This window comes from Vibrio diazotrophicus (genome assembly GCF_038452265.1).
In the GTDB taxonomy this organism is placed as follows: Bacteria; Pseudomonadota; Gammaproteobacteria; order Enterobacterales; family Vibrionaceae; genus Vibrio; species Vibrio diazotrophicus.
In genome coordinates this window covers 548,931-574,340 of record NZ_CP151842.1, presented here as the reverse complement: position 1 = coordinate 574,340, position 25,410 = coordinate 548,931, and the positions used below count along the sequence as shown (strand labels likewise).

The following is a 25,410-nucleotide window of genomic DNA, read 5'->3' as shown; positions in this document are numbered from 1 at the left end:
ATTGCCGTTTGTTCTAGTTGATGAGCCATTATGACTAACGAATAATCATTAGGTCTCATCAATTTTAACGAATTAATCGATGGTACGTTGAATCTCAACCGTTTCGAATACTTCAATTTGGTCGCCTACGCGAACATCGTTGTAGTTCTTAACGCCGATACCACACTCATAACCGTTCTTAACTTCTTGCATGTCGTCTTTAAAGCGACGTAGCGATTCAAGTTCACCTTCGTAAATAACCACGTTATCACGTAGTACACGAATTGGGCTGTTACGCTTGATTGTACCTTCAGTAACCATACAACCAGCGATTGCACCCAGTTTCGGTGACTTAAACACGTCACGAACTTCAGCAAGACCAATGATTTCTTGCTTGAATTCTGGAGCAAGCATACCGCTCATTGCCGCTTTAACTTCATCAATCAATTGGTAGATGATTGAGTAGTAACGTAGATCGATATTTTCGTTTTCAACTGCACGACGAGCTGATGCATCAGCACGAACGTTAAAGCCAACAACGATAGCGTTTGAAGCTGCTGCTAGTACTACATCTGTTTCTGTAATACCACCAACACCTGAACCTACAATGTTCACTTTTACTTCATCAGTAGATAGTTTCACTAATGAATCAGAAATTGCTTCAACAGAACCTTGTACGTCAGCTTTCAGTACGATGTTCAGTTCAGAAACGTCACCCGCAGTCATATTAGAGAACATGTTCTCTAGTTTAGATTTCTGCTGGCGAGCCAGTTTCACTTCACGGAACTTACCTTGACGATAGTTTGCAACTTCACGCGCTTTACGCTCATCACGTACAACTGTCGCTTCGTCACCCGCCGCAGGAACACCAGAAAGACCTAGAATTTCTACCGGGATAGAAGGACCAGCTTCGTTAACTTCGTTACCAACTTCATCACGCATTGCGCGAACACGGCCATATTCCTGACCACAAAGTACGATATCACCTTTGTTCAGAGTACCTGACTGTACAAGAACAGTTGCAATTGGACCACGGCCTTTATCTAGGCGTGATTCGATGACAACACCAGAAGCCATACCATCTTTAACTGCAGTGAGTTCAAGAACTTCTGCTTGTAAAAGGATAGACTCAAGTAGTGAATCAATGTTTGTACCCTGTTTTGCAGAGATATGAACGAAGATATTCTCACCGCCCCACTCTTCAGGAATAACATCGTATTGAGCTAGCTCATTCTTAACGTTATCTGGGTTAGCATCTTCTTTGTCGATCTTGTTCACAGCGATAATCAAAGGCACACCTGCCGCTTTTGCGTGCTGGATAGCTTCAACTGTTTGTGGCATTACGCCATCATCTGCTGCAACAACAAGAACAACGATATCTGTCGCTTGAGCACCACGAGCACGCATTGACGTAAACGCCGCGTGTCCAGGAGTATCAAGGAACGTAATCATGCCGTTTGGTGTTTCTACATGGTATGCACCAATGTGCTGCGTAATACCACCTGCTTCGCCAGAAGCAACGTGTGTGCGACGAATGTAGTCCAACGTTGAGGTTTTACCATGGTCAACGTGACCCATAATGGTAACGACTGGAGCACGAGCAACTTTTTCGAACTCGTTATCACGGTCTTGCATTACCGCTTCTTCAAGTTCATTTTCTTTACGAAGAACCACTTTGTGACCCATTTCTTCAGCAACAAGTTGTGCTGTTTCTTGGTCAATCACTTGGTTGATCGTCGCCATTGCTCCCATCTTCATCATCACTTTGATGACTTCAGTCCCTTTTACTGACATCTTGCTTGCCAGTTCAGAAACTACGATAGTTTCACCAATCACAACATCGGATTTAGCAACAACTGCGCTCTTATCAAAGCCGTGTTGCATTGACGATGGCTTAGCAATCTTGCCAGCTTTACGACCTTTACCACCACGACGAGTATCACGCTCTTGCTTATCGTCGCGATTAGACATTTTCGTCTTTTTCGTCTTAGCAGCAGCACTACGGCGACGAGCACCTTCTTCACGACGGTCTGCTTCATCTTCTGCCGCACGAGCATAGCTCGATGTGGTCACATGGTAATCTGTATTCTCTTCCATTTTACCCTTTTTCTCTTCTTCAGCAGACCAACGCTCATTATTCTGTTCAGCCAATTCACGTGCTTTCTCAAGCTGACGAAGACTCTCTTCTTCAGCTTTACGCTTAGCTTCTTCTTCCTGACGACGCTTCAGTGCTTCGGCTTCTTTTCGCGCTGCTTCTTGCTTCATTTTATCTTCAGCAGAACGTTCACGTTTCGCCCCACCCTGTGCATCACGATTAGCTTCTTCTGCTTCACGTTTTGCTTTTTCATTTGCTTCTCGTTGCGCTTTTTCTTCTGCTTCACGTTTTGCCTTTTCTTCGGCTTCACGTTTCGCAGCTTCTTCAGCTTCACGTTTCGCTAATTCTTCAGCTTCGCGCTTAGCAGCTTCTTCTGCTTCACGTTTTGCTTCATCTTCAACTGCACTGCGCTTAACATACGTTCGTTTTTTGCGCACTTCAACTTGAACATCCTTACTTTTACCGCCACCAGCACTTACGCTTAGTGTACTACGGGTTTTACGCTGGAGCGTTAAACGAGTTGGCTCAGATCCTGAGCCCTCTCCATGTTCCTTACGTAAGTGATTCAGAAGTTTGCTTTTTTCTTCTTCTGATACGCTGTCTGAACTCGTTTTTTTCATGCCAGCATCAGCAAGTTGTTCTAATAAGCGGTCAACTGGAGTACCAATTTCTTCACTCAGTGCTTTAACTGTAAGTTGTGTCATGCCGCTTCCTCCCTTGCTGAAATTATGCGTCTTCACCGAACCAACAAATGTTACGAGCTGCCATAATGAGCTCGCCAGCGCGTTCTTCGGTTAGACCTTCAATACCTTCAAGATCGTCGATGCCTTGGTCTGCTAAATCTTCTAGTGTTACTACACCTTTAGCAGCAAGTTTAAATGCCATATCACGCTCAAGACCAGCTAGAGATAGTAGGTCTTCAGCTGGCTCTAGGCCTTCGAACGATTCTTCTTGTGCCAATGCAATTGTTGTCAATGCATCTTTCGCACGGTTACGCAGTTCTTCAACTAGGTCTTCATCCAGACCGTCTACTTCTAGTAGTTCGTTGACAGGAACATACGCAACTTCTTCTAATGTAGAGAAACCTTCTTCAACCAACAGCTCAGCAAAATCTTGCTCAACATCGAGGTACTTCATGAAGCGCTCGATAGCTGCCATTGATTCTTCTTGGTGTTTCTTGTTTAGATCTGCAACTGTCATTACGTTCAGTTCCCAACCAGAAAGTTGAGACGCTAGACGTACGTTTTGACCGTTACGGCCAATTGCTTGAGCTAGGTTATCTGCTTCAACAGCGATATCCATTGAGTGTGCATCTTCATCAACAATGATAGAAGCAACGTCAGCTGGAGCCATTGCGTTGATCACAAATTGTGCAGGGTTATCATCCCAAAGCACGATATCAATGCGCTCACCACCAAGTTCGCTAGATACAGCCTGTACACGTGCACCACGCATACCGACACACGCACCTACTGGGTCAATACGGCGATCGTTTGTTTTCACAGCGATTTTCGCGCGAGAACCAGGATCACGAGCCGCACCTTTCAGTTCGATCATCTCTTCGCCAATTTCTGGCACTTCCACACGGAACAGTTCAGCCAACATTTCAGGCTTAGAACGTGTTACGAATAGTTGGAAACCACGAGCTTCTGGAGCCACTTTGTAAAGTAGGCCACGAACACGGTCGCCAGGACGGAAGTTTTCACGTGGCAGTTGGTCTTCACGTAAGATAACCGCTTCAGCGTTGTTACCAAGATCTAGGATAACAGTCTCACGGTTAACCTTTTTAACCACACCTGTTACTAGCTCACCTTCGTTGTCGATGAACTGCTCAACGATTTGTGCGCGTTCGGCTTCACGTACTTTCTGTACGATAACTTGCTTCGCTGTTTGCGTCGTGATGCGGTCAAATGTTACAGATTCGATTTGCTCTTCGTAGTAATGACCTAACTCAACTGAATCATCATCATAAGATGCAGCGTCTAGAGACATCTCTTTTGTTGGGTTTTCCACTTCGTCTACAACTAACCAACGACGGAAAGTTTCAAACTCACCCGTTTTGCGGTCGATAGCAACGCGAACATCTACGTCAATTTCGTATTTTTTCTTAGTCGATGTTGCTAGCGCAATTTCAAGCGCTTCAAAGATACGCTCACGAGGTACTGCTTTCTCGTTCGAAACAGCCTCTACAACCGCTAAAATTTCTTTACTCATTGTTATAGCCTCTTAAGCTCTTTTCTCTAGGAGAACTAAAATTTAGGGATCAGGTTAGCTTTTGAAATGTTGCTAATCGCAAAATGTTCTTCTTGACCATCTACAGTTATAGCAACAGTTTCACCATCAACTGAGTGAATGATGCCTTTCCATTTACGACGGTTTGCTACAGCCATTTTCAAAACGATGCTGACCTCGTGACCGATAAATTGATCATAATGTGCAGCTTTAAAGAGTGGTCTTTCCATACCTGGCGAAGACACTTCTAAGTTGTAAGCAACAGTGATTGGATCTTCAACATCCAATACAGCACTCACTTGGTGACTTACTTCTGCACAATCGTCAACGTTAATACCGTTTTCATGATCAATGTAGATACGTAGTGTTGAGTGTTGTCCTGCGCGGACAAACTCCAATCCAACTAACTCATAACCTGATGCCGCTACAGGCGCGTCAAGCATTTCTGTTAATTGTCTTTCTAAACCAGTCATTTAAACCACTCCAGAAACAAAAAAAGGGCATAGAGCCCAATTTAAATTCCAAGCAAAGCACCTGTATTTCACATTAAGAAACACAGATAACAAAAAACCCCGAAAGTCGGGGTTTTTGCTGCTGGACCCTGATAAATTGAGAATTTCTTCTCAACTGCAGTGAGGTAAGCACTGCCAAACTTGCAACAATTAACTCTCTATAAAATAGAAAATAATTGGTTGCGGGGGCCGGATTTGAACCGACGACCTTCGGGTTATGAGCCCGACGAGCTACCAAGCTGCTCCACCCCGCGTCCGACTTGTGAGCAATTATACGCTCAACAAGGTGTTTTACAAGTTTGTAAACATGGTGCCGAGAGAGGGACTCGAACCCTCACACCGAAGCGCTAGCACCTCATGCTAGTGTGTCTACCAATTTCACCATCTCGGCATAACCTTTCTTACTTAAAAGTAAGATTATTGAGGAATTTCGTCGCCTGTTGAGGCTGGAGTTTCACTCAATGTACCTTCAGTAGTTTGCTCAATCACTTGACCTTTAGCAGGGTCAACCCATTGTGATTCAGTTTTATGTGTAGACATGTTGCCTAGCACAAGACTAAAGATAAAAAATATTGTTGCAAAAATTGCAGTCATTCGGGTTAGAAAATTTCCTGAGCCGCTCGCGCCAAACACTGTGTTTGAAGCACCAGCACCGAATGAGGCTCCCATATCTGCGCCTTTACCTTGCTGGATCAACACTAGGCCAATGATACCAACCGCTGCCAACAGGTAAATCACAAGTAGAACTGTAAACATCGCTTCCACCTATGTTCCAAATTGTTGAGCCAGCGCCGTTCTAATCATTTGCAATCATCGACAAGAACAAGGCTAGCGACCTCCTAACAGAAGGCGGACGCAATACTATCGAATGCGAGTATGACTGACAAGGGATATTTGTTAAAAATATCCCGTTTGCTTATCAAACGGTCAAAAAAGGCTCAAAGTGATATTAGTTTAAACTTGGCTCCAAATTTCTAACTCGGTTAAAAACTTAGGAACCAACAAAAACAAGACTTAACAGTTAGCTTTTACAGCTTCTGCAATTTTTAAAGCGGAAGATTTAACCAGTTCAGCATCTTCACCTTCCACCATTACTCGAAGCAAAGGCTCAGTGCCTGACTTGCGTAGTAAAACACGGCCTTTAGCGCCAAGTTTTGCTTCAACTTCTTTAACACTCGCAATCACAGCTTCTGCTTCTAACGGATTGGTATCACCACTAAAACGCACATTTTCCAGCACTTGAGGATAGAGAGTCATTCCTTTGGACAACTCGCCTAGTGACATTTCACTACCTACAACTGAAGCTAAAACTTGTAGCGCGGCAACAATCGCATCACCAGTGGTGACTTTATCCAGCAGGATAATATGCCCAGAGTTCTCTGCACCAATCTTCCAGCCTTTTGCCAGTAATTGCTCCATTACATAGCGGTCACCAACTGCAGCACGAACAAATGGAATACCCAGTTGTTTTAGACCATTTTCCATTCCTAGGTTTGTCATTAGCGTACCAACAACACCTCCTTTTAATTCTCCACGACGCAACGCATCGCGAGCAATGATATAAGCGATTTGGTCGCCGTCGACCTTATTGCCATTCTCATCAACCATAATTAAACGGTCGCCATCGCCATCAAAAGCCAGACCTAGATGAGCTTGCTCTTCCACAACACGTTTTTGTAGTGCAGCGACATCCGTTGCACCTACTTTATCGTTGATATTTGTACCATTAGGTTCAATACCCATAGCAATAACATCGGCACCCAGTTCTTTAAACACATTCGGAGCAATGTGGTAAGTCGCGCCGTGTGCACAATCAACGACAATTTTCAGTCCGGCCAAACTTAATTTATTTGGAAAAGTGCTTTTGCAGAATTCGATATAACGACCAACAGCATCAACTAAGCGTGAAGCTTTACCTAGTAGAGCAGATTCAACACAAGTGATCTCTTTGTCTAACTCAGCTTCAATAGCCAACTCCACTTCATCAGGCAGCTTTGTACCATCCGATGAGAAGAACTTAATGCCGTTGTCGTAATACGGGTTATGGGACGCTGAGATAACAATCCCCGCTTCTGCACGAAATGTTTGAGTCAAATACGCTACCGCTGGCGTTGGCATTGGGCCAGTCAATACAGCTTTTAAACCCGCAGCTGCAAGACCAGCTTCTAGAGCAGACTCCAACATGTAACCAGATATGCGGGTATCTTTACCAATGATCACTTGCTTAGTACCTTGTTTAGCAAGTACGCGCCCAGCAGCCCAACCAAGCTTAAGTACAAAATCAGGAGTAATCGGGTATTGACCTACCTTGCCACGCACGCCGTCAGTACCAAAATAACGTCTTTCGTCAGACATAATGTATCCTTAACTAATTTTTATAACTTATTGTTACTTATAAATTGCTGTTCATCGTTTGGATGATTTTCATCGCTTCCAATGTCTCTTCGACATCATGAACGCGAATAATCTGTGCGCCTTTTATAGCGGCAATCGTTGCACAAGTCACACTTGCAACCATACATTCCGCTGGTTTCTTCTCAAGAAGCTTAAAGATCATCGATTTACGCGACATTCCAGCCAAAATAGGTAACCCCAAGCGATGTAGTTTTTCTAAGTTGGCGAGTAAATGATAGTTGTGCTCAATTGATTTACCAAAGCCAAAACCTGGGTCTAAAATGACGTTCTCTCTTGGAATTCCAGCTTTTTCACAAGCTGCTAATTTCTCTAGCAGAAAGCTTTCAACTTCATCCAGAACATTATCGTATTCCGGATTGATTTGCATCGTTTTCGGTTGTCCTTTCATGTGCATGATACAAACAGGCACTTGCGCTTGAGCTGCAACTTCCAAAGCCCCCGGCTCTTGCAGGGAACGAACATCATTGATTAGGTCTGCACCAGCCGCTATCGATTGTCGCATCACTTCAGCTTTACTGGTATCAACTGATATCCAAACATCTTGGTTAAACTCTCGAATCGCTTTGATTGCTGGAATGACGCGTCGAAGTTCTTCCTCAAGGCTCACATCAGGAGCACCCGGTCTGGTAGATTCTCCACCAATATCGATAATGCTTACACCCGCTTCTATCATTTGTTTGGCACGAACAATGACATTATCTATCGACGTATAACTGCCGCCATCTGAAAATGAATCCGGAGTCGTGTTCAGAATCCCCATAACATGAGGACGGTCTAGAATGAGTTCTTTAGTTGCTGTTGTTAATTTCATAAACGATGAATGTTTCCATAACCATGTTTCCATAACCCGGAAACAGAAAACCCCGAACAAGTCGGGGTTTTATAGGTGATATAAGATTACTCTGAATCTTTTTTCTCAGCAGATGAGTCTTCAGAATTATCTTCTGCTTTCGACTCTTCTTTTTTCTCTTCAACAGGCTCAGAAACTTTAGAAGCCTCTTCAGCATTTTCTTGCTGAGACTTAGCTTGATCGCCCCAACCTGCAGGCTGACGAATCTCTGATTTACGCTCCATCAGATCATCAATCTGACCGGCATCGATCGTTTCATATTTCATCAATGCATCTTTCATTGAATGCATGATATCCATATTTTCGAGCAGAATCTTGCGAGCACGTTCGTAGTTGCGGTCAATGATGATACGAATCTCGTCATCTATCAACTTAGCGGTATCATCCGACATATGTTTGGTTTGCGTTACGCTACGTCCAAGGAAAACCTCGCCTTCCTCTTCAGCGTAAAGCATTGGACCTAACTTCTCAGAGAAACCCCATTGAGTGACCATCTTACGAGCAATATCAGTAGCTCGTTCGATATCGTTAGATGCACCAGTCGACACTTTCTCAACACCGTAAATCAGTTCTTCAGCAAGACGACCACCGTACAAGCTTGAGATCATCGACTCTAGATGCTGTTTTGACATACTCACACGATCTTGCTCTGGTAAGTACATAGTCACACCAAGAGCTCGGCCACGAGGAATGATCGACACTTTATAAACTGGATCATGTTCAGGCACTAAACGACCAACAATGGCATGACCTGCTTCATGGTAAGCGGTTGATTCTTTTGTTTCTTCTGACATCACCATTGAACGACGCTCTGCGCCCATCATGATTTTGTCTTTAGCCAGCTCAAACTCGACCATAGAAACATTTCGCTTGTTACCACGAGCAGCAAACAGAGCAGCTTCATTGACAAGGTTCGCTAAGTCAGCGCCTGAGAAACCCGGAGTACCACGAGCAATTAATGAAGGCTCAACGTCACCTGCCAGAGGAACTTTACGCATGTGAACTTTAAGGATTTGCTCACGTCCGCGTACGTCTGGTAAACCAACAACCACTTGGCGGTCAAAACGGCCAGGACGAAGAAGTGCAGGGTCAAGTACGTCAGGACGGTTAGTCGCTGCAATAACAATGATACCTTCGTTACCTTCGAAACCATCCATTTCAACCAGCATTTGGTTTAGTGTTTGCTCACGTTCATCGTGACCACCACCAACACCAGCACCACGTTGACGGCCTACTGCATCGATCTCATCAATGAAAATAATACAAGGCGCCGCTTTCTTCGCTTGTTCAAACATGTCACGTACACGAGATGCACCGACACCAACAAACATTTCTACGAAGTCAGAACCAGAGATGGTAAAGAAGGGTACTTTGGCTTCACCAGCGATCGCTTTAGCAAGCAATGTTTTACCTGTACCTGGAGGACCAACCATCAACACACCCGTTGGAATTTTACCACCCAGTTTTTGGAAACGGCTTGGATCACGCAGATAATCAACCAGCTCTTTTACATCTTCTTTTGCTTCATCACAACCTGCGACATCGCCGAATGTGGTTTTGATTTGCTCTTCGCTCATCATGCGGGCTTTGCTCTTACCAAAGGACATCGCGCCTTTGCCACCGCCACCTTGCATCTGGCGCATGAAGAAAATCCACACACCTACGAGCAGAATCATTGGGAACCAAGAAATGAAAATAGTTCCAAGTAGGCTTTGCTCTTCTGGAGCAGTACCTTGAACTTTCACATTTTGATTGATCAAGTCATCAAGTAATTTTTCATCATATACAGGCATATAAGTCACGTAACGTGCACTACTGCCTCTACGAGTAAAGCTTATCTCACTGTTATTGAATTGAGCTTCTTGAATCTGGCCTTGACCAACTTCTTGTACAAAGGTCGTGTAATCGATAGTTCTACCGTTGTTATCACCTGGACCAAAACTTTGGAATACAGACATCAACACAACAGCGATTACAAGCCACAGAATTAAATTTTTTGCCATGTCACTCAAGGTGTAAGCCTCTCGATAACTAGTTGTAATTAAAGGTAGGGTACTACAGTTTCTAGGCTGTAGCCATAGTGTTAACTTTTCTCACCAAGGTAAAATAGTTAACCTTTGTAACCAGTGGCGACGATATAAACTTCTCGAGAGCGAGCCCTTGAAGAATCTGGTTTACGAATTTTCACAACGTTAAACATATCGCGGACATCTTTAACATATTGGTCAAATCCTTCGCCCTGAAACACTTTGACAACAAAACTACCATTAGGCGCAAGAACTTGTCGACACATATCTAATGCTAATTCCACCAGATACATCGCCCTAGGTTGGTCAACAGAAAGGTTACCTGCCATATTAGGTGCCATGTCGGACATTACAACATCGACCATATCAGGCTGAATTCTCTCTAAAAGCGCTTCCAAAACCGCCTCTTCACGAAAATCACCTTGAAGAAACGATACACCAGCAATTGAATCCATCGGCAAAATATCACAAGCAATAACTTGCCCATTATCACCGACAATACCAGCGGCATATTGTGACCATCCACCAGGAGCGGCCCCCAAGTCAACCACTGTCATTCCGGACTTCAACAATTTGTCTTTTTCTTGAATTTCTTCAATTTTAAAGATAGCACGTGAACGATAACCTTTCTTTTTAGCTTCATTCACATACTTGTCATCAAAATGTTCTTTCAACCAGCGGCCAGAGCTCGCTGAATGTTTTTGTTTACTCATTCTAATCCTAATCAAACAGCGTCTATCTGAGAAAGTATGGTAGAAAATATAGTCTTCAAAGATAGATGGCGCTAAAATAGCTTTTTTCAACCCTGATAATAAAGAAATTTGGGCGCGTAATGAACCTAAGCAACAAACAAAAGCAGCACCTAAAAGGTCTAGCACACCATTTAAACCCAGTCGTATTAATGGGCGCTAACGGGCTGACCGAAGCTGTTCTGGCAGAAATCGAAATTGCGCTTGACCACCATGAACTGATTAAAGTGAAAGTGGTATCTGAAGATCGCGAAACAAAACAACTGATTGTTGACGCGATCGTTCGAGAGACTAAAGCAGAGAAAGTACAAGTAATTGGTAAAGTACTGGTTCTGTATCGTCCTTCAGAGCAACGTAAGATTGAACTACCTCGTAAGTAATAACTGTTCTGCAGTAAAAAGTGTTACTTAAGATTACAAAAAGGTCGCCTTAGCGACCTTTTATATTTTAAGAGAACTCAAACTCTAAAGTTAGATGTAATCTACTCTATCAATTTCAAATACTTTTTCGCCACCAGGCGTCACGATGGTCACTTCGTCACCTTCGCTTTTTGCAATCAATCCGCGAGCAATAGGTGAACTAACAGAAATTCGACCTGCTTTGATATCTGCTTCATCATCACCAACAATTTGGTAAGTTTTTTCTTCATCAGTATCTACATCGATCAGTGTCACTGTAGAACCAAAAATAACCTTACCTGTCTTATCCATTTTCGTTACATCGATAACTTGAGCCACAGAGAGCTTATATTCAATATCACGGATCTGCGCTTCACAAATGCCTTGCTCTTCACGAGCAGCGTGATATTCAGCATTCTCTTTCAAGTCACCTAACTCACGAGCTTCTGCAATAGCTTGAGAAATTTGTGGGCGCAATTTCAATAATCTTTCAAGTTCATCACGCAGTAATTTCTCACCGCGTACTGTCATAGGAACTTTTTCCATTTTATACCTCTACGCCAAAGCTGCCTTTGGACAAAACGAAACAGCCTAACCTCCCTAGAGAGATAGGCTGTATTAGATAAATGTATTTCGTCTAAGTGTAAACAAAGTTTCTGTCGAAATCATCCAAATTAAAAATTAGATACAAGAATTGGCTTTCCGCGCACAAACCTAGATTCCACAGCGATCTAGTTCACATTTTATCCAGCTCACATTCCCACCATTAAAATAAAAAAACATAAATATTTGCACTTAACATTCGATTAAAAAAAGATTAGAAAAACAAATAAATCCCTTTAATACATACACTTGATATTTTTTAAGTGCAATAAAACATCGTTCGATTGAGTTTTTTACATCATTTTACTAACAAGCACGGGAACTTTGCGGTTTAAATCTAACTACGCAATATCCGTAAGATCTCTAAACTTGTTTATGCAACTTTCACATAAACATGACATAGGAATCTTGATCGGCTTAAGTATTCAAACGACGATAGATATGTGCGTTGTAGTATATTCACACTCTATTTCTATTTATGGACAGTAAATTAGGATTAAAAAATGAAAAAGACTCTAATTGCTCTAGCAGTGGCAGGCGCAGCAGTGGCAACAGGCGCAAATGCTAACGAACTATACAACAAAGATGGCGACACTCTTACTATGGGTGGCCGTGCAGAAGCACGTCTATCTCTTAAAGATGGCAAAGCAGACGACCTATCTCGCGTCCGTCTAAACTTCCTTGGTAAAAGCATGATCACCGACAGCCTATACGGTGTTGGTTTCTACGAAGGTGAGTTTACAACATCGGATCAAGGTGAAACTGACAGTTCAGGTTCAGATAGCCTAATGAACCGTTACGCTTATGCTGGTATCGGCGGTAACTTCGGTGAAGTAACTTACGGTAAAAACGAAGGTGCTCTAGGTGTTATCACTGACTTTACCGATATCATGGCTTTCCACGGTAACTCAGCAGCAGATAAAATTGCTGTAGCGGACCGTACTGACAACATGATTTCTTATAAAGGTGCATTTTCTGACCTTTCACTAAAAGCTAGCTACCGCTTTGCAGACCGCAATGATAAAGCGGCTGATGGTGGCTACGATGATAACGGTCAAGATGGCTACTCTCTATCAGCTATCTATGCACTCGGTGATACAGGCCTGAAACTAGGTGCTGGTTATGCAGACCAAGATACTCAAAACGAGTATATGCTAGCTGTATCTTACAAAATCTCAGATTTCTACTTAGCGGGTACTTTCACTGACGGTGAAAAAGATACAAACGTAGATTACACAGGTTACGAATTTGCTGCGGCTTATAAACTAGGTCAAACAGTATTCACAACTACTTACAACAACGAAGAAACTTGGGACAATACTACAGCAGATAATATTGCAGTAGATGCATCATACTATTTCAAGCCTAACTTCCGTGCTTATGTGTCATACAACTTCAACCTAATTGACGCTGGTGATGCATTCACATCTTCAGACTCAAACGGTGTTTACTCGCAAGGTACTGCGACAAAAGCTGATGCTGAAGACGAAGTTGTGCTAGGTATGCGTTACGACTTCTAATCGTAAATAATGCCTTTTCTTAAAACGCCTGCTTTGCAGGCGTTTTTGTTTTTGACACATAAAAGTTTAACCAAAACGGCAATGAAACTTGCTGCTTAACACATTATACTGACTGCACTTTTAGGCAATTTTGTAGTCCGTATGCAGCGTATCTTTTTAGCCAAACTCACCTTTGAAAAAATCGTTTTTAGTTTTGTGGTTGGATTGACGATCACCCTACTTTCCTTTCAGGCGCAAGCTAACCAAGTTGCTGCTCAGCTCCCCCCTGCTACTCGTTATGCACTTATTGCGAAAAAGCTTACTGACAAGATTGAAACAGACACTCAATCGACAAACCAATACTTCCCTCCTGCCAGTACGTTAAAAATCGTAACAGCCCTTGCCGCAAAACTGGAATTGGGCGATGAGTTTCGTTTCCAAACAGCCTTATCACAGTCAGGTAATAGCTATTCTCTGGTATTTTCTGGAGACCCAACTTTATCTTCAGAAAACATCAAGCAACTGCTGGGCAATATAAAATCCACAAACTCGGGGTTAATCTCTGGCGACATTTGGTTAGATAACACAGCATTCACCGGATATGACAAAGCCGTAGGTTGGCCTTGGGATATTGTAGGGGTCTGCTATAGCGCACCAGCAAGTGCGATCAATATCGATGGTAACTGCATTCAATCTTCGATCTATACAGAGAAAGATGGAACCACTCGTGTTTACGTACCTGAACAATACCCTGTTTATGTAATGACCGATGCTGAAACGGTTTCTGAACAACAACAAGAGTCACGATACTGTGATTTAGAACTCTATCCGACACAAGAAAACCACTATCAACTGTCCGGATGTTTGGCTGAACGAGCAAAGCCACTGCCTCTAAAATTTGCGGTACAAAATACCAATCTTTATGCACAAAGAGTCGTGTATAAATTGCTCAATCAATTGGGACTTCAGCTTAAAGGTGAGATAAAAATAGGAAAGATGCCAAAGACAGGAAAAGTCATCGCAACTCATCAATCAGAACCTCTGCCCGTTCTGCTCGATACCATGCTCAAAGATTCTGACAACCTGATAGCGGATACGTTAACAAAATCTATAGGCAGACATTATTACCAACAAGCAGGTAGCTTTAACAACGGTACAGAAGCCATAAAGGAAGTGATCAGCAAGCAGACCGGTATTTCTCTTAAAGATGAGCAACTGGTCGATGGCTCTGGTTTATCACGTAATAACCGGCTTCAAGCGTCAAGTATGCTTCAAATCCTGCATTACATTTGGAAACACGACAAAACCTTAGGTTTAATTAACCTATTACCGAGTTCTGGAGAATCAGGGACATTGCAGTATCGCCGTAGCATGCGAGAAGAGATGATTAAAGGAAGAATCAAAGCCAAGAGCGGCTCTCTCTACGGAACGCACAATATGGCTGGATATGGTTTAGATGAAAAAGGGAAACCAAGTGCTGTCTTCATCCAGTTTGTTACGGATTACTTCCCACCAGAAGTCGAAAACGAAGTCCCTGTAGAAGCTCCTCTGGTGACGTTTGAAAAAAGCTTTTATCGACAAATTGTTGAGCTCAGTAAATAGCTTTAGAGCTAAGAAGCGCGTTGATTAAACATACGTATCCTTAAAACACAAAAAGCGCCTGTCGGCGCTTTTTGATGTTCGATATGCAGCAAATTACTTCACAGTTACTCGTGCAAATTTACGCTTACCAACTTGGTAAACATAAGTGCCCGCAGTTGGAACTAGCTTAGCATCTTCGATTTTTTCACCGTCTTGCTTAGCCGCGCCTTGCTTGATCATTCGCATTGCATCGGATGTTGAATTAACAAGACCAGCATCTTTAAGTAGGTTAGAGATTGCAATACCAGCTTCAAATTCGAATTCTGGCATCTCATCTGGCATCGCACCTTTTTGGAAACGATTGATAAACTCTTGTTCTGCTGCTTCAGCATCTTCTTCACTATGGAAACGAGCAATGATCTCTTTAGCCAAAAGAATCTTAGCGTCACGAGGGTTCGCGCCATTCGCTACGTCTGATTTCAGTTTTTCAAGCTCAGCAAGAGGGCGGAATGACAGTAGCTCGTAGTAGCTCCACATCAGATCGTCAGAGATAGACATGATCTTACCGAACATCTCACTCGGAGCTTCACTAATACCAATGTAGTTATTGGCTGATTTAGACATTTTCTTTTCACCGTCTAAACCAACTAATAGTGGCATCATTAGTACAACTTGAGGTTTTTGACCGCTAGACTTTTGCAGTTCACGTCCCATCAGTAGGTTGAACTTTTGGTCAGTACCACCCAGTTCAACGTCAGTTTCCATCGCTACTGAGTCATAACCTTGTAGGAGTGGGTACATGAATTCATGAATAGCAATTGGCTGGCCGCCTGCATAACGCTTCTTGAAGTCATCACGCTCTAGCATACGAGCAACCGTTTGGTTTGCAGCCAGACGAATCATACCTTCTGCACCAAGCTCAGATAACCATTCAGAGTTAAACTGAATTTTAGTTTTCGCAGGGTCTAAGATCTTAAACACTTGCTGCTTGTACGTTTCAGCGTTACGTAGAACGTCTTCACGTGTTAGCGGTGGGCGAGTAGTATTTTTACCCGTTGGGTCACCGACCATACCCGTAAAATCACCGATAAGGAAAGTAACGTCATGCCCTAAGTCTTGGAAAGTACGTAACTTATTCAGAATCACAGTGTGACCTAAATGAATATCTGGTGCTGTTGGATCGGCACCCAATTTGATACGTAAAGGACGGCCTTCTTTAAGCTTAGCAATCAGCTCTTCTTCAGGAATCAGTTCCTCAACACCACGTTTAATTTCAGCTAAAGCCGCTTCAATACTCGCCATTCTTGTTCACTCCCACAGATTTGGCAAAAATTTAATAGTTCGACATATTACTTGAATAGCGATGCATTTTGAAACCAGTTAGACTACGTAACTGGATTTTTTATTAATTATTGACTGAATGACTTCCGAGTATGCTTTCTATTTTCACTCGTCTTCCATGGATTCATCGAACTTTAATCGCGTTATGCAGTGCGCTGATTGTTTTTGCTCTTTTATTTTTGCCTAGCCCAGAGTCTTTGCAAAAGAATCCAAACAAACTACAGGTAGGTCGCCACTACCCTCTTGCTATTAATAGTGAAGCTCTCTCTCCGGGCTCAACGATTCTTCCTTCAGCGATTCTTCGCTGGGAAAAATACAAAGTTCGCTCTGGAGAAAGCGCAGCAGTTCTGTTCCAACGAATTGGACTCACTGCAAGGCAGCTGTATAGCTTAACGTCTAGCAACGAAGAGATTAATAATCAGCTAAGCCGTTTACGTCCCGGTGATGAATTGCAGTTCGGCTTTAATGACAACAATGAGTTGGTTCAGCTGAAACGTAAACTGAGTGCTTACGAAACCTTTGTGATAACCCAATCTGAAAATGGTTACACCTCGGAAATAGACAAGAAAGAAGTCTTCTACCAATACAACTATGCTGAAGCGGAAATTACGTCAAACTTCTGGAACGCAGCAATGTCTGCAGGCTTAAGCGCGAACCAAATTATGGAGTTGGCGGGAATATTTGGTTGGGATATCGACTTTGCTTTGGATATCCGTTCTGGCGACAGTTTCAAGCTACTCTATCAAGAAAAGATCGTTGAAGGCGAAGTGGTTGATCGCGGAAATATCATCGCCGCAACCTTCATCAACCAAGGTACCAACTTTACCGCAGTGCTCGATGACAACACGGGTAACTACTACGATCCAAGCGGTCGGGCAATGAAGAAAGCCTTCTTACGTTCACCACTTGATTTTCGTCGGGTGTCTTCCAACTTTAACCCAAGCCGTTTACACCCAGTAACAGGACAGGTGAAAGCTCACCGAGGTACTGATTATGTCGCACCTATTGGTACACCAATATGGGCCGCGGGCGATGGTGTGGTGGAGAAATCGAGCTACAACCAGTTCAACGGGAATTATGTATTTATCCGTCACAGCAACACCTACATTACCAAGTACCTGCATTTAACTAAGCGAACCGTGAAAACGGGGCAAAGAGTGAAACAAGGGCAAGTCATTGGTACTTTAGGCAGAACTGGTCGAGTAACAGGTGCTCACCTGCATTACGAATTCTTGGTCAATGGTGTTCACAAAAACCCACGAACAGTGTCATTGCCTCAATCTCAATCATTAACAGGCAAAGCTAAGCAAACTTTCATTGCTAATGCCGAAATTAGATTGAAACGTTTAGACAGATATGGACAGTTACTCTACGCCAATTAACGAGCTGTCTTTTTCTGGATAGAGCGAAGAGATGCCTACAGAGACAAAAAGGGCTGAGTATAAATACTCAGCCCTTTGTTTTATGCGCTTTTTAAAACCGCTATTCTTGGTGCTTGTTCCGTCCCAGCATCAATAGACACGGTGTCAATACCAGAGTCAGAACCGTTGCAAATGCTAAGCCGCCAGCAACGGCTGTGGCTAATTGAGACCACCACTGAGTACTTGGTGCACCAAACTCAATCTTCTGATTGATTAAGTCGATATTCATTTCCAACACCATAGGCAATAAGCCAAGGATAGTGGTGATGGTGGTGAGCAGTACCGGACGTAAGCGCTGAACGCCAGTTCGGAGTATTGCTTCTTTCTTATCCAACCCACGTTTTATCAGCTGATTATAAGTATCGATTAAAACAATATTATTGTTTACCACAATACCTGCCAGTGAAATAACGCCAATGCCCGACATAATGACACCAAACGGTTTCTGGAATATCAGCAAACCAGCGAAAACTCCAACCGTCGAGAACAGTACCGCACTCAAGATTAAAAATGCTTGGTAGAAGCTGTTGAACTGAGTAATCAGAATTACAGCCATAGCCACCAATGCAACTAAAAACGCCTTTTCTAGGAAAGCCGCCGAATGCTCTTGCTCTTCGTTCTGGCCTCTCATTCTAAACTCAACGCTTGGTGGTAACCCTAACTCAGCCAACGCTTGCTCGATTTTCGGTAACTCTAGCGCCAAGTTGTAGCCTTCGTTTAAATCAGCCATCACGTTGATAACTCGACGTCCATCAATACGTTCTATCGTATCTTGCTTATGATCTGGCTTGATTTCAGCAAAATTGGTAATCGGAACTAAACCCGCAGGTGTTTTTACCCGAAGCTGATCAAACCGCCCGATATCGCGCTTGTCTTCTGGGTAGCGAACAAGAATATCGACTTCTTCATTGGCATCATCTGGCAAATAGTCACCAATCTTAAGACCATTAGTGACAAACTGAACCGTATTCCCCACCAAAGTTGCATCAGCAGCAAAACGAGAAGCATCATCACGACGAATATCTATCCGCCAGTCGATACCAGGTTTTGAAGATGAATCACTAATATTGGTAAACGCATCATTACTGTCAGCCCAGTGGCGAACTTTTTTAGCCGCCAACTCCAGCTCTTGAGCATTATTACCAGAAAGCTCTATAACCACGTCGTGATCGACTGGCGGTCCCGCATCCGGAAACTTATATTCGATTTCAACGCCAGAGAACTTATCTGTGGTCTGTTTTAGCTCATCAATAATTGCCATGACTTTACGACGATACTGCCATTCCACAGGTTTAACTTGAATTTGGCCGATAACATCATCCCCACCCGTTCGAGTGTAAACACTCTCAAATTCATCATGACCTAGCATTACCTGCTCAATTTCGCGCATGATGGTGTCTTTCTCATTGATCGACAGATCACCGTAAGAGCGAACTTTTACATTGAAATATGGCGGATCAACTTCTGGGAAAAATTCCACGCCGTTTCCGGCTTTGACATAGGCAAATCCTATTGCGACAGACATGACAATCGCACTCAGAAGAATTTTCAGCGGGTGATGTAATGCAATAGAAAGCGTTTGGTAATAAAGCTTAGTGATACCCGTTGCTTTATCAAACTCTCCTTCGTGTAACGCCACCATGTTGGCTCTCGCTTCGGGAGTTACGTTTTGAGGACGCCCCATAACGCTACCTAAAACTGGCACAAACAACATCGCCATAATTAATGAAGCGGTCAAGGTAGCAATCAAAGTCAGAGGTAAATACCTCATAAACTCGCCTGTTACGTCCGGCCAGAAAAGCAAAGGAGCAAACGCTGCTAGAGTGGTGGCTGTTGAAGCTGTAATAGGCCAAGCCATGCGTTTCGCAGCATCGCGATACGCTTCCCCTCTTGGCATTCCTTCCTGCATTCGCCTGTCGGCAAACTCGGTCACAACAATCGCGCCATCCACCAGCATACCGACCGCCATAATGAGAGCGAACAATACGATGATGTTAACGGTTAATCCAAATACCGAAAGTGTCAGCAAACCAATTAAGAATGAACCTGGGATAGAAACACCAACCAACAATGCAGTTCTCACACCCAATACGGCAATGATAACGATAACGACAAGAATAATGGCTGATAACACATTGTTCTGTAGGTCATTAAGCATCATCTCGACATCTTGAGATTCATCCCATGTGTACTTGACCAATAAGTTGGATGGCCAATCCTCTCTCTTTTGCGCTTCACGTATAACGGTTTTGACAAGTTCTACCGTTTCAATGATGTTCTCGCCCGCTCGCTTTTTAACATCCAAAACGATGGCGGATTTGCCGTCTAGTCTGGCGAACGAGCTTGGGTCTCTGAATGCGCGTCGTACTGTTGCAATATCACCGAATGTGACAACTTGCTTGCCATCCACTTTCACTGGCAGCTCTAAGACATCTTTTATCGAGTCAAACACTGAAGGAACTTTAACAGAGAAGCGGCCATATCCCGTATCTACAAAGCCTGCGGCAACGACACGGTTATTTAACGCTATCAGGTTGTAAATATCGCCCTGATCTAATCCATAACTTTCCATGAGCAGTGGATCGACAATGATCTCAACGATGTCGTCTCTGTCACCGGCAATATCCACTTCTAGAACTTGACGGAAACTCTCCAACTTATCGCGCAAGAGACGAGCGATCTGCACTATGCCTCGTTCAGGCACCGTGCCGTATAAAACGACAGACAATACTGGCTGGGCATTTGCCAACGTCACTTCGTTTACGGTTGGCTCATCACTGTCGGCTGGCAATTTCGGCTTAGCTAAATCTACCGCATCTCGCACATCCGCCATCGCCTTATCCAGATCGACACCGACGTTGAATTCAAGAACAACAGAAGCATGGCCTTCAGAAGAATTAGACGTCATCTCCTTAATGCCTTCGATGGACCGTAGTTCTTGCTCTAAAGGACGGGCAATCAAACGCTCCGCATCTCCCGGTGAAATACCTTGGTGAGAAACAGAAACATAGATGATTGGGATAGTAATATCTGGACTCGATTCTTTAGGAATCGTGACATAAGTTAATGCACCCGCTACAAGAATAAACACCAATAGCACGAGCATAGTTCGACTACGCGACAGTGCCGCGTCAATTAACGCAAACATGTCGCCTCCTAAGGCTTACTGCCCTGTAACGGTTGGGTTTCTATATCTGTTGTGTGCTTAACCGCTGCGACTTTATCACCATCACGCACAAAACCTTGACCACGAGTAATGATGTTAACTTCTTCGCCTAAGCCCGTTAGCCAAACACCGTCTTGCTCCGCTTTGACCAGTTGAATAGGAACGAAATGAACCCTGTCTTCAACCAAGGTTTTCACCCCTAAGTTTCCTTGATCATCAAGCGCAAGCATGGCTGGAGTAATTTTCACTGCCATTTGCGTTTCTAAATTCAATTCAACTTGAGTGCTTACCCCTGCAGGGATCTGCTGATTCGGATTAGGCACTTCCACCTCAATAGCAAAAGTATTAGTTGAAGGAGAAGAAAGCTGAGATAAATAACGCACGGTTCCCTGAGTTTGAGAACCTTGAATAAAGTGAATGGTTGCTGGTTGACCTTTAGTAATGCTCTGAATGTGGCGTTCACTTACATTCGCTTCTATCACCAATTTATTAAGATCAATCAAGGTTGCTACTGGGTCGCCAACCCCAACGAAATCGCCCTGTTCAATAAACAAGTTTTCAACCACACCATCGAAAGGTGCAACAATTGAAGTGTGCGCCAAGTGCATTTCGACCGTTTTCACACTGGATTTTGCATCGGTAAGTTCTGCAAGAGCGTTTGTATAAGCGATTTCGCCCTGCAATCCACGATTTTTAAGCGACTCTGCCGCTTTGAACTCTTGACGTTTTACCGACAACACAGCCTTTGCTCGATCAAGCTGAGATTGCAAATCACCTTGATCAATAAGCGCAATTACTTGCCCTTTAGAGACTTTGTCACCTTTGTCGATTTTAGTGAGTAAGATCTTGCCTGCGATTTCCGCAGATAATCGAGCTTGCTTATCAGGCGCGGTGCGGCCGTAAAGATCGATTTTCTTTTCTGTTGGTTCAGCATGGAAGGTTTGATACATCACTTTAGCAAGTGGGATAGTATCTGCAGATTTTTCTGGTGCTTGCTCTTGTGCGTTAAGTGAACCAAGACTCAGCCAGAGGGTTAACAATATGATAAGAATGAAAGAAACGAGCCAGGGCTTTTGTGTAAAATGTCGCCCCCCAAGTAAGCTTCTCAATGAGACATGAGACATGGACAATCCTTTATATATATGTCCCTGCACAACAACTTAAATATGCAAGGAGAGTGAATCAGCTGAAATTTCATTTAGATAGCTAATTCACTCTACATCATTAGTTAAACACTAAACGATGCACCGCAACCACATGTGGTTGTTGCGTTTGGATTGTTTACAAAAAAGCGAGAACCTTCTAGCCCTTCCGTATAATCAACCACTCCGCCAATCAGATATTGCAGACTCATAGGGTCAACCACTAGGGTTACTCCGCTATTTTCGATTGTGGTGTCTCCATCATTTACATTCTCGTCAAATGTGAATCCGTATTGGAAGCCACTACAACCACCACCTGTAATATACACACGTAGTTTCAGTGCCGGGTTTTCTTCTTCAGCAATCAACGCTCTAACACGTGTTGCTGCTGCATCCGAAAAGGATAACGGTACATTTACATCACTCACAATGACCTCTCTCAGTCGCGTAAATGTACACCAGATATTATTCACTAGATCAATCTGATGGACATGACTCTTTTTTGATAATGCGGCGATTATCTAATACCTGACCTATACGTTCAAGTATTCACCGATACTTAGTTCAGAGTCTTCAGAAATGATGAGCTCCATTTTTGCTGATTAAACTAGATAACTCAGTGAGAAGGGTCAGAAATTTAGTTAAAACGTTTCACCTCTGCACTCACAAGCGTACAATGCACAGCAACTTGGTCCGAGACATAATAAAGAGGAAGATTCCATGACCAAATCAGCTGATCTCTATAACAAAGCTCAATCAAAGATTCCTGGCGGCGTTAACTCTCCTGTTCGTGCGTTTAACGGCGTTGGTGGCTCTCCAATTTTTATTGAGCGAGCAGACGGCGCATTCATCTTTGATGCTGATGGTAAAGCATACATTGATTATGTAGGTTCTTGGGGACCTATGATTCTTGGTCATAACCACGCCGTTATCCGCGAAGCAGTGATCAACGCGGCAAACCGTGGTTTGAGTTTCGGCGCTCCGACTGAAATCGAAATCACGATGGCTGAGCTAGTGTCTGAGTTAGTTCCTTCAATGGAACAGCTACGTATGGTGAGCTCTGGTACAGAAGCGACCATGAGTGCAATTCGCCTAGCGCGTGGTTTCACTGGTCGTGACAAGATCATCAAGTTTGAAGGTTGTTACCACGGTCATGCTGACAGCTTATTAGTAAAAGCAGGTTCAGGTGCCTTGACGCTGGGTCAACCAAGCTCCCCTGGCGTACCTGCTGATTTTGCAAAACACACATTAACAGCACGCTTTAATGATCTTGAATCAGTGCGTGAACTGTTCGCTGCAAATAAAGGTGAAATTGCATGTATCATCGTTGAACCTGTTGCAGGCAACATGAACTGTATTCCACCAGTGGAAGGCTTCCACGAAGGTCTACGTGAGATCTGTGACCAAGAAGGCGCATTGTTGATTTTTGATGAAGTGATGACTGGCTTCCGCGTTGCACTAGGCGGCGCTCAAGCTCATTACAATATCAAGCCAGACTTAACAACATTAGGTAAAGTGATTGGCGGCGGTATGCCTGTCGGCGCATTTGGTGGCCGTAAAGATGTCATGCAATTTATCGCACCAACAGGCCCTGTATACCAAGCTGGTACATTGTCAGGAAACCCAGTAGCGATGGCTGCGGGCCTTGCGTGTCTGAGTCTTCTGAAAGAAGAAGGTAACGAGAAACGTCTTGCATTTAAAACTAAGCAATTAGCTGACGGTTTTAAATACCTTGCAGATAAACATGGTGTCCCAATGGTCGTGAACCAAGTGGGCGGTATGTTTGGCTTCTTCTTCACTGAGCAGGAAAGCATTACCTGCTACGAAGACGTGACCAAATGTGATATCGAACGCTTTAAGCGCTTCTTCCACTTAATGCTGGATAAAGGTGTTTACCTTGCGCCGTCGGCATTTGAAGCAAGCTTTACTTCTCTGGCTCACGGTTCAAGAGAAATTGAAGCGACACTTGAAGCAGCGGATCGATGTTTAGCGATTATTGCCGCTGAAGCAAAATAACGTACAACCAGTTTGAACAATAAGGCTGCTTTGGCAGCCTTATTTTATTTCCAGTTGGCAATAACTAGTACAACTAGTACGGCAACAACAACGCCGATCCATGAAATTCTGCGACGTTTTACATTCTTAGTTTCGCAACACTTCTCATCATTGCAACATCCCATATAACCCTCTTCATTGCTAACCGACTGAATTACAGCCATTATAAACATACTTATTTGATTCCAAGGACAGCCAAAAGTGCCAGAAAAAATCAAAATTTCATCCAGTCATTGGGTTCTTGTTATTGCCCTACTCGTCGCTGGTTTCGCCTGCTACTTACTCGTAGAACCGTATATCAATTCGATTGTTATGGCATTCATTATTTCCATGCTTATGATTCCTCTGCATGAAAAACTAGACAACATGATGCCCACTCATAGAAACATCTCATCATTGCTCTCCTGCATTATTCTGACATTTATTATTGTCATTCCGCTGCTTTTCGTATTTGCGGCGATCGTTCAGCAAGGATCTAAGTTTTCTCAGAACGTTTATCAGTGGGTAACCCATGGCGGCATTCAGACTCTGTTTAACCATCCTTGGGTGGTAAAAGGATTAGCTTTAGCTAATCAGTATTTACCTTTTGATGGTATTAACCCACAACAAATTGCACAGAAAATTGCACAATTCGCCACCAGCTTTGGCACTAATCTGGTTGGCATCAGCGCCAAGATATTAGGTGATGCGACAAGTTTTATTATGAGCTTCTTCTTGATGCTATTTGTTCTGTTCTTCTTGCTAAGAGACAGAGAAAAGATCATCTCAACTATTCGTCATATATTGCCGTTGTCTCGTAGCCAAGAAGACCGCTTATTGGATGAGATTGAAAGCGTGTCCAAATCAGCAGTGATGGGATCTTTCCTTACGGCGATCGCTCAGGGCGTTGCTGGTGGTATTGGTATGTGGTTAGCAGGCTTTCCTGGATTGTTCTGGGGAACCATGATGGGTTTTGCGTCGTTTATTCCTGTTGTCGGTACCGCGCTTATCTGGATCCCAACCGCGACGTATCTATTCCTCACGGGTGAGACAACTTGGGCTATCTTCCTTACCGTATGGAGCGTGGCTATTGTTGGCTCTATCGACAACTTGCTCAGACCTTTCCTGATGCAAGGCAGTGCAGGAATGAACACCCTGATGATCTTCTTCTCGCTACTGGGTGGTATTCAGCTGTTTGGTTTAATTGGCCTTATCTATGGTCCTCTGATCTTCGCGATTGCCATCGTACTGTTTAACATTTACGAAGAAGAGTTCCATAACTTCCTCGATAACCAAGACAACAGCTAAAAAGCTTCATGCTTGGAGCCGACTATGCGAGAATCGGCTCCAAAATTGAACCTAGCTT

General features: G+C 43.5%; 20 protein-coding genes and 2 tRNA genes. 6 read left to right on the top strand and 16 right to left on the bottom strand.

Annotated elements, in window-relative coordinates:
- Window positions 1-72 precede the first annotated feature (72 nt).
- The 10 genes from infB to rlmE all read right to left on the bottom strand — a co-directional run bounded on the left by infB (window position 73) and on the right by rlmE (window position 10,823).
- Complete coding sequence (gene infB / locus AAGA51_RS02635) at window positions 73-2,778, bottom strand: translation initiation factor IF-2 (protein ID WP_042484391.1); 2,706 nt, start codon at window positions 2,776-2,778, stop codon at window positions 73-75.
- A 22-nt stretch (window positions 2,779-2,800) separates the two neighbouring features.
- Window positions 2,801-4,288, bottom strand: a complete 1,488-nt coding sequence (gene nusA / locus AAGA51_RS02630; protein WP_042484394.1) for a transcription termination factor NusA — start codon at window positions 4,286-4,288, stop codon at window positions 2,801-2,803.
- A gap of 35 nt (window positions 4,289-4,323) precedes the next feature.
- A complete protein-coding gene (gene rimP / locus AAGA51_RS02625) occupies window positions 4,324-4,779 on the bottom strand; it encodes a ribosome maturation factor RimP (RefSeq protein ID WP_042484396.1) in 456 nt (151 codons plus the stop codon).
- Window positions 4,780-4,995: 216 nt separating this feature from the next.
- A tRNA-Met gene (locus AAGA51_RS02620) sits at window positions 4,996-5,072 on the bottom strand.
- Window positions 5,073-5,126: 54 nt separating this feature from the next.
- Window positions 5,127-5,209 (bottom strand) — tRNA-Leu (locus tag AAGA51_RS02615).
- A 26-nt stretch (window positions 5,210-5,235) separates the two neighbouring features.
- Complete coding sequence (gene secG / locus AAGA51_RS02610; RefSeq protein WP_042484726.1) at window positions 5,236-5,574, bottom strand: preprotein translocase subunit SecG; 339 nt, start codon at window positions 5,572-5,574, stop codon at window positions 5,236-5,238.
- Between the two features lie 258 nt (window positions 5,575-5,832).
- A complete protein-coding gene (glmM, locus tag AAGA51_RS02605; protein WP_042484398.1) occupies window positions 5,833-7,173 on the bottom strand; it encodes a phosphoglucosamine mutase in 1,341 nt (446 codons plus the stop codon).
- A gap of 37 nt (window positions 7,174-7,210) precedes the next feature.
- A complete protein-coding gene (folP, locus tag AAGA51_RS02600) occupies window positions 7,211-8,044 on the bottom strand; it encodes a dihydropteroate synthase (protein WP_042484400.1) in 834 nt (277 codons plus the stop codon).
- Window positions 8,045-8,130: 86 nt separating this feature from the next.
- Entirely contained in the window at window positions 8,131-10,095 is a 1,965-nt protein-coding gene (ftsH, locus tag AAGA51_RS02595) for an ATP-dependent zinc metalloprotease FtsH (protein WP_042484402.1), read from the bottom strand.
- A gap of 98 nt (window positions 10,096-10,193) precedes the next feature.
- A complete protein-coding gene (rlmE, locus tag AAGA51_RS02590; protein WP_042484404.1) occupies window positions 10,194-10,823 on the bottom strand; it encodes a 23S rRNA (uridine(2552)-2'-O)-methyltransferase RlmE in 630 nt (209 codons plus the stop codon).
- A 119-nt stretch (window positions 10,824-10,942) separates the two neighbouring features.
- On the opposite strand from rlmE, the gene yhbY reads away from it, so the two are divergent.
- Window positions 10,943-11,239: a ribosome assembly RNA-binding protein YhbY gene (gene yhbY, locus AAGA51_RS02585; RefSeq protein ID WP_042484407.1), complete on the top strand. Its 297-nt coding sequence runs from the start codon at window positions 10,943-10,945 to the stop codon at window positions 11,237-11,239.
- Window positions 11,240-11,329: 90 nt separating this feature from the next.
- On the opposite strand, the gene greA is transcribed toward yhbY, so the two are convergent.
- Entirely contained in the window at window positions 11,330-11,803 is a 474-nt protein-coding gene (gene greA, locus AAGA51_RS02580; RefSeq protein ID WP_042484411.1) for a transcription elongation factor GreA, read from the bottom strand.
- A 560-nt stretch (window positions 11,804-12,363) separates the two neighbouring features.
- On the opposite strand from greA, the gene AAGA51_RS02575 reads away from it, so the two are divergent.
- Entirely contained in the window at window positions 12,364-13,380 is a 1,017-nt protein-coding gene (locus AAGA51_RS02575) for a porin (RefSeq protein WP_042484414.1), read from the top strand.
- Between the two features lie 180 nt (window positions 13,381-13,560).
- Window positions 13,561-14,961 (top strand): serine-type D-Ala-D-Ala carboxypeptidase, encoded by a 1,401-nt coding sequence (dacB, locus tag AAGA51_RS02570; protein WP_052404588.1) that lies wholly within the window; start codon window positions 13,561-13,563, stop codon window positions 14,959-14,961.
- A gap of 93 nt (window positions 14,962-15,054) precedes the next feature.
- On the opposite strand, the gene tyrS is transcribed toward dacB, so the two are convergent.
- A complete protein-coding gene (gene tyrS / locus AAGA51_RS02565; protein ID WP_042484417.1) occupies window positions 15,055-16,242 on the bottom strand; it encodes a tyrosine--tRNA ligase in 1,188 nt (395 codons plus the stop codon).
- A gap of 131 nt (window positions 16,243-16,373) precedes the next feature.
- On the opposite strand from tyrS, the gene AAGA51_RS02560 reads away from it, so the two are divergent.
- Entirely contained in the window at window positions 16,374-17,663 is a 1,290-nt protein-coding gene (locus tag AAGA51_RS02560) for a peptidoglycan DD-metalloendopeptidase family protein (protein WP_042484421.1), read from the top strand.
- A 100-nt stretch (window positions 17,664-17,763) separates the two neighbouring features.
- Here the strand turns inward: AAGA51_RS02560 and AAGA51_RS02555 are convergent, their stop codons facing one another.
- The 3 genes from AAGA51_RS02555 to erpA form a co-directional block, all read right to left on the bottom strand.
- Window positions 17,764-20,850 carry an efflux RND transporter permease subunit gene (locus AAGA51_RS02555; protein ID WP_042484423.1) on the bottom strand — a complete coding sequence of 1,029 codons (3,087 nt, stop codon included), beginning with the start codon at window positions 20,848-20,850 and terminating at the stop codon, window positions 17,764-17,766.
- Window positions 20,851-20,858: 8 nt separating this feature from the next.
- Window positions 20,859-21,992, bottom strand: coding sequence for an efflux RND transporter periplasmic adaptor subunit (locus tag AAGA51_RS02550; RefSeq protein WP_042484426.1), 1,134 nt, complete (start codon window positions 21,990-21,992; stop codon window positions 20,859-20,861).
- A 104-nt stretch (window positions 21,993-22,096) separates the two neighbouring features.
- Complete coding sequence (gene erpA / locus AAGA51_RS02545; RefSeq protein WP_042484430.1) at window positions 22,097-22,438, bottom strand: iron-sulfur cluster insertion protein ErpA; 342 nt, start codon at window positions 22,436-22,438, stop codon at window positions 22,097-22,099.
- A gap of 292 nt (window positions 22,439-22,730) precedes the next feature.
- Between erpA and hemL the strand changes: the two genes are divergently transcribed.
- Window positions 22,731-24,026 carry a glutamate-1-semialdehyde 2,1-aminomutase gene (gene hemL, locus AAGA51_RS02540; RefSeq protein WP_042484433.1) on the top strand — a complete coding sequence of 432 codons (1,296 nt, stop codon included), beginning with the start codon at window positions 22,731-22,733 and terminating at the stop codon, window positions 24,024-24,026.
- A gap of 44 nt (window positions 24,027-24,070) precedes the next feature.
- Here hemL and AAGA51_RS02535 read toward each other — a convergent pair whose 3' ends face one another.
- Window positions 24,071-24,229, bottom strand: a complete 159-nt coding sequence (locus tag AAGA51_RS02535) for a hypothetical protein (RefSeq protein ID WP_156102032.1) — start codon at window positions 24,227-24,229, stop codon at window positions 24,071-24,073.
- 37 nt (window positions 24,230-24,266) lie between these two features.
- On the opposite strand from AAGA51_RS02535, the gene AAGA51_RS02530 reads away from it, so the two are divergent.
- The gene (locus tag AAGA51_RS02530) at window positions 24,267-25,352 is read left to right on the top strand and encodes an AI-2E family transporter (RefSeq protein ID WP_042484437.1); all 1,086 of its coding nucleotides are present in this window, start codon (window positions 24,267-24,269) and stop codon (window positions 25,350-25,352) included.
- The last annotated feature ends 58 nt before the right edge of the window (window positions 25,353-25,410 follow it).